The organism is Pseudoalteromonas sp. T1lg10, assembly GCF_002964545.1.
Taxonomy (GTDB): domain Bacteria; phylum Pseudomonadota; class Gammaproteobacteria; order Enterobacterales; family Alteromonadaceae; genus Pseudoalteromonas.
The window spans coordinates 172,669-184,940 of record NZ_PQBV01000037.1 but is presented as its reverse complement, the minus strand read 5'-3'; the positions used below and the strand labels follow the sequence as shown (position 1 = coordinate 184,940).

General features: G+C 49.5%; 17 protein-coding genes and 1 tRNA gene. 9 read left to right on the top strand and 9 right to left on the bottom strand.

The genetic code is table 11. The features are described from left to right. Positions 1–54 precede the first annotated feature (54 nt). Positions 55–597 (top strand): SecY-interacting protein, encoded by a 543-nt coding sequence (gene syd, locus C2M17_RS09595; protein ID WP_105200575.1) that lies wholly within the window; start codon positions 55–57, stop codon positions 595–597. Positions 598–599: 2 nt separating this feature from the next. Here the strand turns inward: syd and C2M17_RS09590 are convergent, their stop codons facing one another. From C2M17_RS09590 to C2M17_RS09580, 3 genes are all read right to left on the bottom strand, one after another. Beyond that, positions 600–1,373, bottom strand: coding sequence for a Zn-ribbon-containing protein (locus C2M17_RS09590; RefSeq protein WP_105200574.1), 774 nt, complete (start codon positions 1,371–1,373; stop codon positions 600–602). Positions 1,374–1,375: 2 nt separating this feature from the next. Beyond that, on the bottom strand, positions 1,376–1,642 hold the full coding sequence (locus tag C2M17_RS09585) for a hypothetical protein (protein WP_105200573.1): 267 nt from the start codon (positions 1,640–1,642) through the stop codon (positions 1,376–1,378). A 146-nt stretch (positions 1,643–1,788) separates the two neighbouring features. After that, positions 1,789–2,019 (bottom strand): DUF2789 domain-containing protein, encoded by a 231-nt coding sequence (locus tag C2M17_RS09580; RefSeq protein WP_105200572.1) that lies wholly within the window; start codon positions 2,017–2,019, stop codon positions 1,789–1,791. 68 nt (positions 2,020–2,087) lie between these two features. Between C2M17_RS09580 and C2M17_RS09575 the strand changes: the two genes are divergently transcribed. Next, entirely contained in the window at positions 2,088–2,729 is a 642-nt protein-coding gene (locus tag C2M17_RS09575; RefSeq protein ID WP_105200571.1) for a GNAT family N-acetyltransferase, read from the top strand. A 539-nt stretch (positions 2,730–3,268) separates the two neighbouring features. On the opposite strand, the gene C2M17_RS09570 is transcribed toward C2M17_RS09575, so the two are convergent. Together C2M17_RS09570 and C2M17_RS09565 are read right to left on the bottom strand one after the other, a co-directional pair. Further along, positions 3,269–3,553: a DUF3301 domain-containing protein gene (locus C2M17_RS09570; protein WP_442792519.1), complete on the bottom strand. Its 285-nt coding sequence runs from the start codon at positions 3,551–3,553 to the stop codon at positions 3,269–3,271. Between the two features lie 14 nt (positions 3,554–3,567). Continuing rightward, entirely contained in the window at positions 3,568–4,599 is a 1,032-nt protein-coding gene (locus C2M17_RS09565) for a DUF3549 family protein (protein ID WP_105200569.1), read from the bottom strand. A gap of 103 nt (positions 4,600–4,702) precedes the next feature. On the opposite strand from C2M17_RS09565, the gene C2M17_RS09560 reads away from it, so the two are divergent. Genes C2M17_RS09560 through C2M17_RS09550 form a run of 3 tightly spaced genes read left to right on the top strand, consistent with a single transcriptional unit; the run spans position 4,703 to position 6,325 of the window. Beyond that, complete coding sequence (locus tag C2M17_RS09560; protein WP_105200568.1) at positions 4,703–5,029, top strand: YqcC family protein; 327 nt, start codon at positions 4,703–4,705, stop codon at positions 5,027–5,029. Beyond that, complete coding sequence (gene truC / locus C2M17_RS09555) at positions 5,022–5,840, top strand: tRNA pseudouridine(65) synthase TruC (protein ID WP_105200567.1); 819 nt, start codon at positions 5,022–5,024, stop codon at positions 5,838–5,840. Before C2M17_RS09560 ends, truC begins: the two co-directional genes overlap by 8 nt. Positions 5,841–5,881: 41 nt before the next feature. Next, positions 5,882–6,325: a flavodoxin gene (locus tag C2M17_RS09550; RefSeq protein WP_105200566.1), complete on the top strand. Its 444-nt coding sequence runs from the start codon at positions 5,882–5,884 to the stop codon at positions 6,323–6,325. 67 nt (positions 6,326–6,392) lie between these two features. On the opposite strand, the gene C2M17_RS09545 is transcribed toward C2M17_RS09550, so the two are convergent. Next, positions 6,393–7,955, bottom strand: coding sequence for a LysM peptidoglycan-binding domain-containing protein (locus C2M17_RS09545; protein WP_105200565.1), 1,563 nt, complete (start codon positions 7,953–7,955; stop codon positions 6,393–6,395). A gap of 92 nt (positions 7,956–8,047) precedes the next feature. Continuing rightward, on the bottom strand, positions 8,048–8,812 hold the full coding sequence (gene gloB / locus C2M17_RS09540) for a hydroxyacylglutathione hydrolase (RefSeq protein WP_105200564.1): 765 nt from the start codon (positions 8,810–8,812) through the stop codon (positions 8,048–8,050). 52 nt (positions 8,813–8,864) lie between these two features. Between gloB and C2M17_RS09535 the strand changes: the two genes are divergently transcribed. Further along, positions 8,865–9,638 carry a class I SAM-dependent methyltransferase gene (locus C2M17_RS09535; RefSeq protein ID WP_105200563.1) on the top strand — a complete coding sequence of 258 codons (774 nt, stop codon included), beginning with the start codon at positions 8,865–8,867 and terminating at the stop codon, positions 9,636–9,638. On the opposite strand, the gene C2M17_RS09530 is transcribed toward C2M17_RS09535, so the two are convergent. Both C2M17_RS09530 and rnhA read right to left on the bottom strand, forming a co-directional pair. Next, complete coding sequence (locus C2M17_RS09530; protein WP_105200562.1) at positions 9,615–10,412, bottom strand: MBL fold metallo-hydrolase; 798 nt, start codon at positions 10,410–10,412, stop codon at positions 9,615–9,617. The two genes, C2M17_RS09535 and C2M17_RS09530, sit on opposite strands and share 24 nt — an antisense overlap. A gap of 100 nt (positions 10,413–10,512) precedes the next feature. Further along, a complete protein-coding gene (gene rnhA / locus C2M17_RS09525) occupies positions 10,513–10,977 on the bottom strand; it encodes a ribonuclease HI (protein ID WP_105200561.1) in 465 nt (154 codons plus the stop codon). A 66-nt stretch (positions 10,978–11,043) separates the two neighbouring features. Here rnhA and dnaQ point away from each other — a divergent pair, with 66 nt between their 5' ends. The 3 genes from dnaQ to C2M17_RS09515 all read left to right on the top strand — a co-directional run bounded on the left by dnaQ (position 11,044) and on the right by C2M17_RS09515 (position 12,220). Next, positions 11,044–11,757: a DNA polymerase III subunit epsilon gene (dnaQ, locus tag C2M17_RS09520; RefSeq protein ID WP_105200560.1), complete on the top strand. Its 714-nt coding sequence runs from the start codon at positions 11,044–11,046 to the stop codon at positions 11,755–11,757. Between the two features lie 148 nt (positions 11,758–11,905). Continuing rightward, positions 11,906–12,043, top strand: coding sequence for a hypothetical protein (locus C2M17_RS15855; RefSeq protein WP_158677884.1), 138 nt, complete (start codon positions 11,906–11,908; stop codon positions 12,041–12,043). 100 nt (positions 12,044–12,143) lie between these two features. Then, positions 12,144–12,220, top strand: a tRNA-Asp gene (locus C2M17_RS09515). The last annotated feature ends 52 nt before the right edge of the window (positions 12,221–12,272 follow it).

Sequence of the window (12,272 nt, the reverse complement as noted above, 5' to 3'; positions counted from 1 at the left end):
TGCTATAAATCTAGTTACAATGACGTCATTATAACGAATTTACGGAAAGCATGCATGAGTGTAAGCACACAACTCCAACAGGCACTACAAACCCATATCGATAAGCACCAGGCCCAGTTTAATTCTAATCCTTTGGCCTATATCGACCCCGAGTCACCTAGTCCGGCGGCCATCAGCGGCACCGAGCAGGGCGAACAAGTACAGTGGCAAACTTATGTGCGCGATGATAAGGCGACCTTAAGCGATTTGGCCAAGGCGTTAGAGGTTGAATTCCCGGCGCAATTGGAGCAGCTGTTTTGCAGCTGCTATGGCGGTAACTTGCCGGCGCAAATCGATGGTCACGGTATCGAGTTGTTATTGCCCTGGAATGAAGAAGACTTTGTGCGTTTGCAGCAAAATATTACCGGTCATGTGCTGATGAAGCGCCGTTTAAAGCAGCAAGATACTGTGTTTATCGGTTTAACCGAGCAGGACGATCTCTTGCTGACGGTGCGCTTAAGCGACGGCGCCGTGTGCCTAGAATATGTGGGCAAGGAGCCGCATCATGTATTAGCTGAGAATATCGGCGCCTTTTTAGACGCCATTGAGGTGATCTGATCCTATTGGTGATCCCAGGAAATATTCGAGACCAGCTCACAGCTATCACAACGGAAATCGAATAAGCCAAACCAAGGTTCGGCGAGTGCCCACTCGCCATCACAGCCCGGACAGCGGCGCTGTTGTTCGTGCTGCAGGCTCTCCCCACCAACTCGGTACAAATAGTAGTACACCGGCTTTTTGGTAAGAAAACGAATGCGCTTGCTCAAGTCCAGACCTCGGCGGGTGAGCGAGCTATCGAGCAGGCTCATTTCATCTAGCGCCGCAAATTCTGCACGGGTGGCACCGTTAATCTGCAGTTGGTCGCAGGCCTGCCAGTCTTCTTGCCACTTGATTAAGGTCTTGTAATCGCCATTGGCAATGGCGGGGAGCTTATAAAGTGGCACCGGCAAGAAATCATCGCCACAATACAGCGGGCTGCAGGTATGCAAATAGGTGGTATAGAGAATATAACAGCTCGGCTCGGCGCAGGCGTCGGCACTGTTGGCATGAATATCCTGACCGATCACCTTAACCTTGGGCGCCAGCAGTCCGGCTTCATTAAGTTTGTTGATGGCGTGTTTAACAAAAGGGCTGTGATGCAAGGGGTGCAGCGAGTCTTCTTCTGGGCACATGACCCGGGTAAGAAAGTAGCCCTCTTTTAATACCGTGGGAAATTCGTCACCGATTATCTGCCCATTCGCGCGCAGCGCCACCACCATTTGGTTGATTGCCTGCTCGGCGTCGGCTAATTGAGTATCTTGATAACAGTCAAAGGTTAAATCGGCAACAAACATCTTTATTTCTTGGCTTCTAATAAAGCCAATAGTTTATCAAGTTTTTGCTCAATACGATCCAGTTGCGAAGATTTTTGTTGCGAGATCTGTGTACTAGGTTCAATAACCATGTTCTTGAAGGCTTCAGGGTTATTTTTGTATTGGCTGACCGCAGCGATGATCATCGGCATGGGCACAGGTTCGCTTAACATGGATTTGGTTAGGGCAACGGTAGGGGTTTTGTTTTGAGCCAATAGGGCTTTGATCGCTTCAAACACCACAGGGTTCATTGTGCTAGGTCCTCTTACTGAAAATCGACGCATTATAAAGGCGGATTCGCTCGGGGGCGAAAAATATCCGCGCAGTGTAGTGCGATTTTGCTGAACCCAAACTGTCCGCAAGCCCAGTGCTGGCGCCAAATTCGCCCGGTTACAGCCTAGTGTCTAAGCTGAGCATCAAGAATATCAATGAGTTCCGCCCAATCTGCATCCTCGGCAAGAGATTCACTAATAAAATGACGCTGGGCATTGGACCAAAACGGCGCATCTGCAAGTTTAAGACTGTTATCTAGTTTGTGATTACTAACAAACTGTTCAATCTGGCTATCGCTGCTCGGCAGACCCAATTGATCGAACAGGGTATTCATACTGTGCTTTGAGGTATCCATGAGTTTCTCAATTTTGTTGATAGCAACTATGTTTAAATATAGAACAACAATGATAACAAGGAAATTCTATGTCAGTGACCGTCGAATACAGGGTCAAATACCTTACTCCAGAGGACTTAAACGTAGCCGCCAGCCTGATTTATCAAGCCTATCATAACGACCCATTAATGCGGGAATTGCTCCATGGCCATGAACAGTCAGAGCAACACTACGAAAAGAAATTGCGCGCCTTAATTCGAGAAGAGCTGCATACCTTTTGGCAGGCCAAACAACCTTTGGTGGGGTTATTTGAAGACGACAGGTTACAGGCCATCGCCTGCGTGTTTGCCTCGGCGGCATCCTTGCCGGCCCAGCGTTACTGGCATTGGCGTTTGAAATTAATGATGAGCGCCGGTTACCTGACTACCCAGCAGCTTATTGAAAAAGAGCAAACCATACGCAATGCCTTGCAAACCATGGGTAATTATTTGTTTTTGGCCTTTATTGCCGTAGCGCCGCAAAGCCAACGTCATGGCTTAGGGCATTATCTGTTAAATAGCCTGGATAGCCTGATGCAGGAGGATAATGATCTTAAAGGCATGGCCGTGTTTGTCACCCAACAACCTCATATCGACTTTTTTATCAGCCACGGTTTTGAAGTATTGCAGACATTGCAATTTAGTAAGGTCAGTGGCGAGCTGCTTTTCAAACATAAAAGCAATGGCGTATAGGGAAATTCGCTTGTAGGAAATATCTCACATTGATGTGCGGTATTCCTGTGTTTTACTTTCTAAAAAAGCATCAAAAAAATTTCAATGCCATGATTTTAAAGGTATTTGTTTTTATGTCATTTTAATGACACTGGTTTTGATTACTTCCTAATGGCTGTATTGGCGGCATTTTTCTCTATCATTATAAGAGTCAGGAAGACAAGGGTGCAGGATGTACTGGGCCAAGGAAGGGATAGAGGCCAACAAAGCAAGGTGTTGCAGGAATAGCAAGGGAATAGACGGTTAGGAAAGCCGTTCAGGGACTGGAGTACAGGAAGTACAGGGAAGGCTTGGAGCCTAGGAATAGCCAAGATGGCAAGTGGACACTTCAGGACGAAGCAGGAATTAGGGCACGGAGTGCTGTCGGTTAAGATAGGTAATCGAACCAGGAAGGTATAAGGACGACCATGGTGGTCAGCGATAGAGGATATCGCACAGGGAAGAGTTAGATTAGGGCGTGACCAAGGTCACGCCTTAGTTTTATGTCTTACATTTGCGCTTTATATTTTGTGTGGCGGAATGTCTTTGCCGTGCAGGCGCTCATTGTCCATATACAGCTTTCCTTGATACAAGCTCTCACCATCGCTCGAAAACTCAAACAGATAAGTGCTACGTATTCCCAACTTACCGTTAGTTAATATACCAATACGCCATTTTAGACAGGCCACACTGACAAGCTGAACACCCAGCTGTTGGCACTGATGCTGCGCATGTATCCGCGCCTGTTCAGCTAACTTGCGCTGATACCAAAATAAGCCGATCACCGCCGCGACCAGCATTAACATCCATAAAGTTGCCACTAAGAGAACAAGCCTCCAATTGCCCGCGACAGCGCTTCAGAGCGTTGCTCGCACCTTAACATGGCTAAGACATGGGGGCGCAGCGTTGGGATTGCAACGAGATCGGCAAAAAGGCTGGCAAAAACAGGCTGTTCGGATTTGATTTGCGCACTTTTCTCCATAAAGGCGGCAAGGCGTTCCGGCGCTTGCAGGTGAGTCCATAAACGCCCGGCGATCACCTGACAAATATCCGCATCTTCAGCCCAGTTTGATGCCAGGACCTCATCGATGGCGGCGCAACAGATGCCAGAAGCAGGAGCAAAGCTGATAGCACGCAGGCTGTCTATCAACAAGGCTTTGTCATTTTTACCTAAGGCATGCTGTATCGATTGCTGTAGCATCTCTGCCACCTGTGTCGATACCTGAGCGTTTTCCAGTTGTGCCGCTAAAGGCTGGCGTACCTCGGCGGGAAGATGTTCCCAAGCGCTGCATAACCGCTGCTCGTTATCGCCTTGGTTTAAGCGCGCGGCAAAATCCGCCAGCCCTTGCACCGCTATGCTTTGCCACTGCTGCCAACCCAGTTTACCGCTGAAATACAGCTGCGTGTGCTCATAATACTGAGATGCACTTTGGCGTAGCTCTACCTTAATATGCGCATTAAAGGCTGCGCGCTTATTGGCATTGGGGGTAAACACATAAGGGTTGTTGTCGAGCTTGCTTTGCTCTTTTTCATCACCCAGTAATTGAGTCCCCACGGCTTCTAGCACCATGTTGGCGAAGTGATCGCGACTGGCGGCAACCAGTTTACTTTGCTCATCCAGTGGCAACTTTAAAAACCACACATAGGGTTCGGCGGAGGCCTTGGCATCCCAGAATTGTATGGCGAGTAGGGCATGCTGTGCCAAAGGGAAAGGATAAGCCTGCTTGGTTGACTCGATGTCGGCAAAGGTGGCTTTATCTAGTTTCTGCACGCGACGGCCAATGTCGTACACCCGCCAGGTAGTACCTGCGGCGTCGAGTAGCTCGGCTAGGGTGGCAATATTTGCAGTCATGGGCTGCTCCTGGAAATAAAATTCCGCAAATTATAGGCATATTGCGTCATCAACCCAAGGGAAATGCTATTATGGCGGCTGCTAAATTTTTTTAATTCCTAGTATGTACGATAAAACCGCGTCGCTGTTACAGCAGCTAGAAACTCAATTACAGGCACATAAATTGTGGCAAGCCGAACCCATAGATGCGCATTTGCTGCACTCTGGGCAGCCCTTTTGCGTCGATACCCTGCGTTTTGAGCAGTGGTTGCAATTTGTCTTTATCGTAAAAATGCGCGTCTTGGTACAAAATCGCGCCGTGCTGCCAAGTAGCATAGCGCTGACACCCATGGCCGAGGTACAGTGGCCCGGACGTTACTTGGACGTGCATAAGGTGCTTACTGCTTTGGATCAGCATTTAAGCCACGATGCGGGTGGCACTTATGAGTGAGCAAACACAGTCGCATGAGATTGAGGTGCTGCCCGTTGAGCCCTTGGAGATCCTTTATCGCGACGAGCATTTTATTGCTATCAATAAGCCGTCCGGCTTGCTGGTGCATCGCTCGCCCATAGACAAAAGAGAAACTCAGTTTGCGATGCAAATGCTGCGTGACCAAATAGGTCAGCATGTTTACCCTTTGCATCGTCTCGACAGGCCTACTTCAGGCGTCTTGTTGTTCGCCCTTAGCAGCGAAGCGGCGCGGGATGCGCAAACTCTGTTTAGCGACAAGCTGATCTGTAAACGTTATTTGGCTTTAGTACGTGGCTTTGCACCAGAAGATAGGTTTATCGACCGGCCATTAAAAGAAAAGCTGGATAAAATTGCCGATAAGTTTGCCGACACCAATAAAGGGCCGCAAGAGGCGCAAACTCAGGTGCATTGCCTGCATCAGGCAAGCCTGCCAGTAAGCCTAGGAAAATTCCCCAGTGTGCGTTATTCGCTGGTGGAGTGTTGGCCGAAGACCGGGCGCAAGCATCAGATCCGTCGTCACCTTAACGGCATTAACCATCCCATTATTAATGACGTAAACCATGGTGATAACACCCAAAACCACTTTTTTATTGACCATTTCGACTGCACCCGCCTTATGCTGTTTGCAACGGATCTGTACTTTGTGCATCCTTATACGCAAACAAGAATTCATATTCGTGCGCCCCTTGGCGAGCAGGCTTTGGCAATTTTTGCACGCTTGGGCTGGCCGCAAAGCGAAGAAAGTTATTATACCAAGGCTGTTAGCATGATATTTAGCCCGCTAGAATGATTAGCTATTTAAATGAATTGGTATTATGTAAAGGACCATAAATGGCAACCATAAGTATTTTTTACGGCAGTGTGTATGGCGCCGCCGAACGTCTTGCCGAAACCCTCAGCGCTCATATTAACGAGTTGGGCGGCAGTGCTAAGCTAGTAGATAACCCTCAGGTGGAAGATATTATTGCCGCCGAACAGATTTTGGTTGTCACTTCGACCACGGGGCAGGGCGACTTGCCGGATAACATCTTGCCACTGTATTTAGGTTTGCAAGATCAGTTTCCGCTACTGGGTGCTAAACCTTGTGCCGTGATTGCCCTCGGCGATAGCAGTTATGGCGAGACTTTTTGCGGCGGTGGACGCCAGTTTGAAGAGCTCCTTATTGAGCTACAAGGCAAGATTATCCAACCACGCTTGGATATTGATGCCATGGTTGATTTTGAGCCCGAGCCTGTCGCTCTGCCTTGGGTGGAGCGCTTGGTAGCGCAATCTTAAGCAGGTAATAAACTACTCTTTAAATTATAAAAAAAAGCGCTCAAGGAGCGCTTTTTTCGTTCATAAATTACCCGCGTTTTACATCGACAATCAGTTTGAGTTTTTGCCCAGGCTGCAGGTATTTTTTGCTGTCCAGTTTATTCCACTTTTGAATGTCGCTGACGCGCAGACCAAACTGCGAGGCGATACGCGAGAGGGAATCACCGCGGCGCACCTTGTAGGTGATGGTGCGGTTAACACTTTTAACGCCCCCCGAGTTGGCCGCCTGGCGAATTTTTAACTTTTGTCCCAGGCGCAGCACCGCATTGTCTTTAAGGTTATTCCAGGCTTTAAGCTGGGCTACTGTCACATCATATTCGCGACTGAGATCCCACAGGGTATCGCCGGATTTCACCGTATGGCTTCGGGTCACACTTGAACCGCCATTAACAGCCAAACGTACACGCTCGGGTAGATGGGCGGCACCCTGGTCCGATAAGGGGATCATCAGGGTCTGGCCGACGCGGATATTGGTGGACGATAAGGAGTTAAGGCTTTGAATGGCTTTAACATTGGTGTTGTGCTTGCGGGCAATCAAGGACAGGCTGTCGCCGGAGCGCACAGCATACTGTTGCCAGCGCATGCGGTCTTTGAGTTGTGCCGTCGCCAGACGCTTCTCGAAGCGCTCTATGCTGTCGAGCGGCAGTAATAAATGATGTGGCCCTTCAGGGTCGCTGGCCCAGCGGTTAAAAGCTGGATTCAGGCGGTATAGCTCCGACAAGGAAATGCCCGCCATTTTTGCTGCCATCTCAAGATCGATTTGCGTACCGGCATCGACGCGGTCAACGACCTGGGCGTTAACGATTTTATTCCAACGTACACCAAACTCATCCTGACGCTTTAGCAAGTCGGCAAGGGCCAACAGCTTAGGCACATAGGCGGTGGTTTCTTTAGGTAGCTCTAAGGACCAGAAGTCGGTAGGTAAGTGTTTGCGACGGTTCTTTTTAATGGCGCGCATCACCCGGCCTTCGCCCGAGTTATAGGCGGCGATGGCGTTAAGCCAATCGCCCTCAAGGGTTTTGTGCAAATATGACAGGTAATCTAGAGCCGCGCGCGTCGACTCGGGAATATCGCGACGACCGTCGTACCACCAGTTTTGCTTTAAGCCGAAACGCTTGCCTGTTTGCGGCATAAATTGCCAGATACCACTGGCGCTGCGATGGGAGTAGCCATAGGGGTCAAAGGCACTTTCAACAATGGGTAACAGGGCGATTTCGATGGGCATCTGCCGCTTTTCCACTTCTTCAACTATGTAGTAAAGATACGGTTCGGCGCGTTGTGAGATGCGATCCAGATAGGCTTGATGACGGGCATAATAATTACGCTCGGTCACCACAGGGCGATTTTGTGGTATGTCGATAGAGAGCTGGAAGCGAATGCGCTCCCATACATCATCAAAAACGGGTACCGGCTCTTCGCTGTCGGCCTCAAGCTGCTGCCCATCATCGAGCAGGTCCAGGGTGAGCGCTTCACTTATTTCTTGCGGGCTGGCGCCATTATCCGGTAATTGTGCCACCGGAGTGGTCTCGGTTGCCGTACAGCCCGTTAATAGTGCCAACAACAATGCCAGCGAATAGGTAATCTTGTTCATGAACCGTTAATTTTTGCAAAAACTGCGCGCATACTAGCAAAAAGTTATGAGCGTAGACAAATTTTGCACAGTTTGCCGAGCTCGCAATGGCCTTAGAAGTTATCCTTCCAGGCGCGCAGGGCGGCAAACTTGGCCACCGCATCGTCCTGTTGTGGCCGATATTGCGGGGGAAGGGCGCTCAGGGCTATTTCATCGGCACGCAAAAATGGATTGATGCGTTTTTCCAGGCCTATGGTGCTCGGCAAGGTGTTTAGATCCTGCTCACGCTTGGCCTCGACCTGGCGCTTGTAGACTAAGACATCTGCATTATTGGGCTGACTGGCAGCAGCAAACTGCATATTGGCCTGCGTATATTCATGGGTGCAATAAACTTGTGTGTTGTCATCTAACGCCCGAAAAACCTGCATTGATTGCCACATCTGCTCGGCGCTGCCTTCAAACAGACGCCCACAACCGCCGCTAAACAGGGTGTCACCACAGAAAACCAGGCCGACTCCGATATAACAAATATGATCAAGCGTGTGTCCTGGGGTGGTACGAACTTTAAAGTCGTATCCAAGCACGCTTAGCGTATCGCCGTCGCCAAGTGCGACATCGACATCAGTAAAGGGACTGTTTTTAGGCCCGTACACTGTGATTTGTGGATAGGCCTGTTTGAGTGCTTCCACCCCTGTGGTGTGATCCCAGTGATGGTGGGTAATAAGGATGGCGGCCAGAGTTTTGCCTTGCTCCTTAAGGTAGTCAAAAACCGGCTCTGCAAGGCCTGGGTCGACGACTACTACCTGTTTATTATCGCTACCTTGTAGCGCCCAAATATAATTATCCTTGTAGGCTTTTATTGCCTCTACTTGCACCATGGGCCATTGCTCTATATCGTTAACATATTCATTAGTATAACGAGCTAATTGTGTGAAACCAGCACTGAGTTTGCAAAGACATCCGCCGCCCCATGCCTGGGGGCAGTTTCCTCATGGCGAGTATCTGCAAAGCGATATTGAACGCAAGATGCAGCCTTGGCTGGAGCGCATGTTTGGCTATCACCTGTTGAAAATAGGCGATCTCAGCGTGCAACTGGATACTTCCGCCAGTCCCATCAAGCACCAGGTTGGAGTGGCGGCGCGTACGCCAAAGGCCGGGGTGATTGCCGAGGTGGATGAGTTGCCCTTTGCCGAGGGCAGTGTTGATGCCTGTGTTTTAAGCCTGTGCCTGGAATACAACACAGATCCCCACCATATACTCAGGGAAGCCCATCGCACCCTGATAGCCGGTGGCTATATAGTTATTACCGGTTTTAATCCTCTTAGTTTTTGTGGCTTAGCCAGTTTGATGCCATTTAGCCGAAAAAAATTACCTTGGAGCGGTCGTTTCTTTACCCCCTCAAGGGTTAAAGACTGGCTGGATTTACTGGGGTTTGAATTGGTTGCCGAGGAGCGTTTTTTGCACGCCTCTTTAGCGCGTGGCTCACGGTTATCCAGCTTTGCTCGCTGGCGCAGCTTTTGCCGTCATTATCTAAAACCCATGGGCAGTGTCTATATGCTGGTGGCGCGCAAAAGAGTGACACCTTTGACGCCAATCAAACCCAAGTGGCAGGCTCGTCCAACCTTTAAGCCCGCCATCAAGGGTGTGGAGGTGAGTCGCCGAGGACGCACCAACAAAACCTTAAAGGACCAGCGCCCCCTGTAGATTAAAGGGCACGGCGATATCCATCAGTCTTGGCTTGTTCAGGCTGGCATCTCGCAATTGACGTTGGGCGATAAAATCCTCTTTGTGCTGTTGCAAATGCACATTTGCCTGGCGTTGCTCCAAGATAGTACTGTGGCAATCCAGGGCGCGGTCATTGGGCTGATAATCATGACAAACCCACACCTTGGTGTGCCCGGGTAGGGCCAGCAGGCGAGTGATGGAGTCATACAGCTGTGCTGCACTGCCATTGGGAAAATCGCAACGGGCGCTGCCGGAGTCCGGCATAAACAGGGTGTCGCCAATAAACACCTGATTATTGCAATAGAGGCTAATGCCATCGGGCGTGTGGCCCGGGGTGGCAATAATCTCAATATTCAGGTCACCCAGAGCTAAAATATCGCCGTCTTTAACATGCACATCGAATTGCGAGCCATCGGTGGCGCAGTCCAGTTGATAGATGGGTTTCAGGGTTTGTTGCACTTCGGTGATATGCTCGCTGACCACGATTTTCCCGTGACTGTGCTGGCGCAGATAGGCGCAGGCGCTGAGGTGATCGGCATGAACATGGGTTTCAATGATCCACTGCAGCTGTAACTGATGCTTATTGATATAGGCCAGCAGCTTGTCGGCGCTGCTATAGCTGAGGGTATGCGACTCGCTGTTATAGTCGGCGACGGCGTCTATCACCGCCGCGACCTTAGTATGGGCGCAATAAAGAATGTAACTCAGGGTGTTACTGTCATCATGGAAAAAGGGAATGACCTTGAGTGACATAGCTATTCCAAAATTAGTTATAAGTTATATCCATTCGTTATATAACATTCACACCCTTGAGTAAAGTTAGCCTCGGCTAACGGCGGCGGCATCTTTGGGACTAACCTTGGTAGCCCTCATCCACCAATAAATTATGGCTCATGGCCGCATCACGGGCTAAATCATCAACGATTTCATTTTCATCATGGCCGCTGTGACCCTTTACCCAGTGCCAGCTTACCTGGTGTGCAGTACGAGCTGCATCAAGACGTTGCCATAGGTCGACATTCTTTACCGGCTGTTTATTGGCGGTGCGCCAGTTGCGCTTCTTCCAATTGTCTATCCAACTTTCAATGCCTTGTTTTACGTATTGGCTGTCGGTGGTGATATCGACATGACAGGGGCGTTTAAGGGATTCCAGGGCGACAATGGCCGCAAGTAGCTCCATACGATTATTGGTGGTGTTCTTATAGCCCTGGCTGAGCGTCTTTTGATGTTCTCCGTAGCGTAATAACACGCCGTAGCCGCCCGGTCCGGGATTACCTAAACAGGAGCCGTCGGTATAAATTTCTACGCTTTTTTGCACGCTTTACCTTGTTATTATGTACAATGTCCGAAGCAGCAAAGATAGCAAATATGAGCGTAAACTGATATGGCGCAAAGACAAATAGTCCTAGATACCGAAACCACGGGCATCAACCCCAAAGACGGCCATCGCATTATAGAAATAGGCTGTGTGGAATTGGTTAATCGCCGCCTGACCGGCAATAACTTTCATGTTTATATCAATCCGCAACGGGGTATCGAAGACGAAGCCATAGATGTACACGGTATCACCACCGAATTTCTAAAGGGTAAGCCCTTGTATCATCAGGTAGCCGATGAGTTTCTTGACTATATTCGCGGTGCTGAGCTTGTCATTCATAATGCGCCGTTCGACGTCGGCTTTATGGATCACGAATTTGCCCTGCTTAATCGCGGCCTGCCAAAAACCGCGGACGTCTGTGAGGTTCTCGACACCCTGGTTATGGCCCGAAATATGCACCCGGGTCAAAAGAACAGTTTGGATGCCTTATGTCGTCGCTATGATATAGATAACTCAAAGCGAACCTTGCACGGCGCCTTACTGGATGCCGAGATCTTGGCCGATGTTTACCTGGCCATGACCGGGGGCCAGAAAAAACTGAATCTAGCGCAAAATAACGAACAACAAGACAGTGCCAACAGCGGCGGTATTATCCGCCTATCGAGCGATCGAGCCCCGCTTAGTGTGATACGCGCCAGCGAAGCTGAGCTGGCTGAGCATGAAGAGCGTTTGGACTTGGTCGCCAAAGAGGGTGGCAGCTGTTTATGGCGTGGTGAATAAATACCAGGCTTTTACAACAAGGATGTGCAGGATAACGTGCCTTCTTTGTTATCCGCAGGCAATGAGTTGCGCTAGCGGGTGCCGGGCAAGTTGATTATTTGTTGATCGGTACCTGTTTCGTCGTGTTTTCGCTCTGAAAAAGCCACTAATGTCAGGTGCTAATTTGCTGTTTTGGTGGAAAAAACAACAAGGCTATATCAGTGCTTTACAAGCAAACTTAGGTAAAAATGGCTCAAAAAGTGATAAATCAGGTGAAATTTTAAACCTTTCGATGCCAGATGACTAAAAAAGCCTTAAAATTTCAAAAAAACTGTTGACTCACCAAGGGGTGATTCGTATCATTCACGCCGCTGTCAGGGCAGAGTCCTGAACAGTTTGGATAAAGCGGAGTGGTAGTTCAGTTGGTTAGAATACCGGCCTGTCACGCCGGGGGTCGCGGGTTCGAGTCCCGTCCACTCCGCCAATTATCCCAGTTTGCTTACTCTGTGGAGTGGTAGTTCAGTTGGTTAGAATAC